Source organism: Vibrio sp. Vb1980, assembly GCF_033338615.1.
GTDB lineage: Bacteria > Pseudomonadota > Gammaproteobacteria > Enterobacterales > Vibrionaceae > Vibrio > Vibrio alginolyticus.
Genome location: NZ_JAWOSZ010000111.1, coordinates 1 through 615, shown reverse-complemented (window position 1 = coordinate 615; position 615 = coordinate 1). Strand labels below are relative to the sequence as shown.

Here is a 615-nt window from a genome sequence, read left to right as displayed (position 1 = left end):
AAGACTCTTACACTTAAGGCTAGCCCTAAAGCTATTTCGGGGAGAACCAGCTATCTCCAGGTTCGATTGGAATTTCTCCGCTACCCACACCTCATCCCCGCACTTTTCAACGTGCGTGGGTTCGGGCCTCCATTCAGTGTTACCTGAACTTCACCCTGGACATGGGTAGATCACCTGGTTTCGGGTCTACGACCACGTACTAAACGCCCTATTCAGACTCGCTTTCGCTGCGGCTCCGCCTCTTCAGCTTAACCTCGCACGGGATCGTAACTCGCCGGTTCATTCTACAAAAGGCACGCCATCACCCGTTAACGGGCTCTGACTATTTGTAGGCACACGGTTTCAGGATCTCTTTCACTCCCCTTCCGGGGTGCTTTTCACCTTTCCCTCACGGTACTGGTTCACTATCGATCACTAGGGAGTATTTAGCCTTGGGAGATGGTCCTCCCAGATTCCGACGGAATTTCACGTGTTCCGCCGTACTCAGGATACATTCAAGAGAGAACGAAGTTTCGACTACGGGGTTGTTACCCTCTACGACGGACCTTTCCAGGTCGCTTCGTCTACCTCGTTCCTTTGTAACTCCGTATAGAATGTCCTACAACCCCAAGAGGC

1 rRNA gene is annotated in these 615 nt (G+C 52.0%); it reads right to left on the bottom strand.

Going from position 1 to position 615, the window contains the following annotated elements:
* A 23S ribosomal RNA gene (locus R7F64_RS24025) occupies positions 1 to 615 on the bottom strand; the annotation flags it as partial.